3 protein-coding genes are annotated in these 3,055 nt (G+C 59.1%); all 3 read right to left on the bottom strand.

The genetic code is table 11. From position 1 onward, the window contains the following. Window positions 1-218: 218 nt before the first annotated feature. Window positions 219-1,058, bottom strand: a complete 840-nt coding sequence (locus FOY53_RS22455; RefSeq protein ID WP_146592515.1) for a hypothetical protein — start codon at window positions 1,056-1,058, stop codon at window positions 219-221. A 23-nt stretch (window positions 1,059-1,081) separates the two neighbouring features. After that, a complete protein-coding gene (locus FOY53_RS22450) occupies window positions 1,082-2,632 on the bottom strand; it encodes a M28 family peptidase (protein ID WP_222435335.1) in 1,551 nt (516 codons plus the stop codon). A 256-nt stretch (window positions 2,633-2,888) separates the two neighbouring features. Next, window positions 2,889-3,026, bottom strand: a complete 138-nt coding sequence (locus FOY53_RS22445; protein WP_342784382.1) for a transposase — start codon at window positions 3,024-3,026, stop codon at window positions 2,889-2,891. Window positions 3,027-3,055 lie beyond the last annotated feature (29 nt).

The following is a 3,055-nucleotide window of genomic DNA, read 5'->3' as shown; positions in this document are numbered from 1 at the left end:
CCGAGATCGTCCGTGTGGCATGACGCCAGTGGGCTAAGGGGCAGTCACCCCTCAAGCGCGAGTTGCGCAACAACGCCTATCGGCGCGCAAAATTGTCCCCCCTGTTGCTGAGCTGGGCCGGGGTTGTGTCGTCTCCAATTGACGCGGCGGCTCCGGACCAGCATGGTGCGAACCAAAATCCGGTCCCTTCGGGCTAACCCTATCTGATGTCGATGGGCCTACTCGGTCACGCGTGTCCTATCCAGGGAACCTGCGCGTTCGACAGTCTCGCCACGGGCGAGATCATTGAGGGTTTCACGGATGAGCATATCGGCCTCTTTCTCGGCGGCGTTCCGGATAAGCGCATCGGCGTGAATGTTGTTCGTTCGCAAGAGGCTGCGCGCTGCTTCGATACGAACGGCTGCGTCGCGATCACGCAATCCATGTGTTACGAATACCTCGCCGCTGTACGCCTCCGAAAGCCCCGCCAGCGCGCTGAGCGCCGCCTTGCGTTCGGCCGGGTCCTTTGCATCTTTCGCAATATCCTCTAGCCGACGAATGGAACGCGCATCGGCATTGTAACTCAGCTTTACAAGGTCGCGCAGAGCAACCGCGCGGTCGTCGCGACTAAGCTCTTCGGCGGGTGCTTCGGTCTGAGCCACCGGTGACGGAGAGGAAGCCTGCGCGACCGGATTGGGCGGCAAGCCGTCAGCAACGACCCAGATTTTTCGAAGCACCGTACCCTTGTCATTCACGTCGTCATAAAGGAACACCACCGATTCCCTTGATAAGAGCTGTCGCACGGAATGTTCGGCAGACACATGATCGAAGACGACGGCTTTGCTCAACACGCCCAGCTTCACGCCGATTTCGACATCGGCACCTGCAAGTTCGCCGATCCGTCTTACGACCTCGGCCCGGTCGGCACCTTGCGGCACCCAGCCAGTCAGGACGCCTTTTCTTGCATCGTATGCAAGGGCCTCGACCAGCGTGCGTTCCGTTTCAACGTCGGCAACTGATTGAGGCGATGCAACTGCCGCCGCGCAAGAAAGCGCGGCGGCGAGGAGAGCGCGGGCCACCTGGTGATTGCAGCCCGATGGTCTCATTTCAGCAAGCGGGACCCGCGATAGATCATCGACTTCGCACTCGCCACCGTGGCGTTGGGGTTGGCTTTGGCCGTACCGTTCACCGCCGATGTCGTGAGAGCGAAGGTCAGGACGGCATGCGCGGCGGCATCGCTCATCTGATCGAGCGCCACCAGGCTGATGTTATCGAATGTATCGCAGGCCAGATGATAGCACGGGTCGTATTGCTCACCTGCCACGCCGCCGTAGACGGTGACCTCTTGGTCGGTCTTGATACCTTCGGCACCGGTGAACAATCCACCTGCGGGAATGCCGACCTCGATGAAGGGACCGTAGTCCGAGCGTCCGTCAAAGGCAGTCGCCTCGACAGGCAGGCTTTGCTGGGCGAAATAGTCGAGGAAGACCTTTTCCGTGTTGGCTGAACCATTCGGCCCGGCCGTCCCTGTCGCATCGCCGTCACCGTCGTAGACGAAGCGAACAAAGTTCGGTGACCCGATCATGTCGAAGTTGAGATTGACGGCGATGTTTTTGATGTCACGCTTTGAAAGCTGCCTCACGTAGAATTCCGAGCCCAGAAGCCCGGATTCCTCTGCGCCCCACCATGCAAACCTAACCATGTTGCGCGGCTCGATCTCGAGTGCGGCCATCTGCAGAGCAATCTCGAGGATTGCGGCTGATCCCGATCCGTTGTCCTGAATGCCTGGCCCTTCTGAAACGGAGTCGAGATGCGCGCCGACCACAACGACGCGATCGTCCCGACCGAGCGTGCTGTCTGCGATGACATTCGCCGAAGTCCTGGTTTCCGACGTCGCATCGACCGCCAGACGGACGGTGACATCGTCGGCTTCCTCATCTTCGTAGGCCGCGGCAAGTTCTACGCCAACGGCAAAAGACGCTCCCACGATCGGAATATCAAAATCCGGACCGCCAAGAGTTCCTAGGAAATTTACGTCTCGCCCCGGCTGGCCTTCGTTGAAGATGACGACACCGACAGCGCCAGCAGCCTTAGCATTTGCGGCCTTCTGCGCGAAAGAACAACTCCCGCGCTGAATGATCGCGATATTGCCCGGGATGAAGACCGCGAAGTCAGAAGCTTCGCATCCGCTGGTCGATGTATTTGCGACCGGATCCGGCGGCAGGATGAGGTCGACGCCCTGTGCCACCCCTGTTACATCGCCCGAACCCGAATATGACATCGTCGCAAAGCCGGGTTCACCGAAATAGGCGTACGCGGTCGGTGTCGGAGCGATCTGTTCGAGGATCGCTGGTGTCAGCTCTTCGAAGAAAGGATAGTTGAAAGGCTGCACTGTCACATTGTACCCGGCAGCCTGCATCTGCTCTGCGACATACGCCACAGATGCAAGGTAACCCGGGCTCGACGCTTCCCGCGTCCCGTCGTTTGCATTGGCAAACCCTTGGAAGGCCGCCTGATGTGCGCGTACGGCCTCAACTGTCACTGCGTCCCGAAGGTCGGTCGTATCCGCGCTCGTGGCAGCGATTGCTGACCCGGTGAGGCCCGACGACAACATCAAGACGCCCGAACCAAGTATGGATGTTCTGAAATTCATTGTCCCATATCCCTTGAAAAACGTTTTGATTAAGTGCTGCGACAGACTACCCGATTTTTACGAATTCAGGAACTGTTTCCGAGGGTGTGCCAGATCCATCGAATACGTCCTTGCCAGGAGAGTGACGCTGTCCGATCTGCTGCGCAGAGACCGCGCCATTCAGCGAGAGCGGCGGCTCGGTTGGGCGTGAACTGAATAGCTCAGTGGATCGTGGACGCCTCCTTCCCTTATTTTTAGGGTCCAGACTCATTGAGTTTCACAGCCAGAAGAGGATCGTCGCTGCGAGAGCAATTGCGGAGAGGAAGGTCTCGGGGCATCGGTCATATCGTGGTGCGACGCGTCTCCAGTCCTTGAGGCGGCCGAACATGATCTCGATCACTGCCCGGCAGTGCATTGCGCAGCAATGTCACGAGAGGGGCGGTT

The organism is Puniceibacterium confluentis (assembly GCF_007923445.1).
In the GTDB taxonomy this organism is placed as follows: Bacteria; Pseudomonadota; Alphaproteobacteria; order Rhodobacterales; family Rhodobacteraceae; genus Puniceibacterium; species Puniceibacterium confluentis.
The sequence above is the reverse complement of the archived record's forward strand: the minus strand, read 5'-3'. Positions and strand labels throughout refer to the sequence as shown.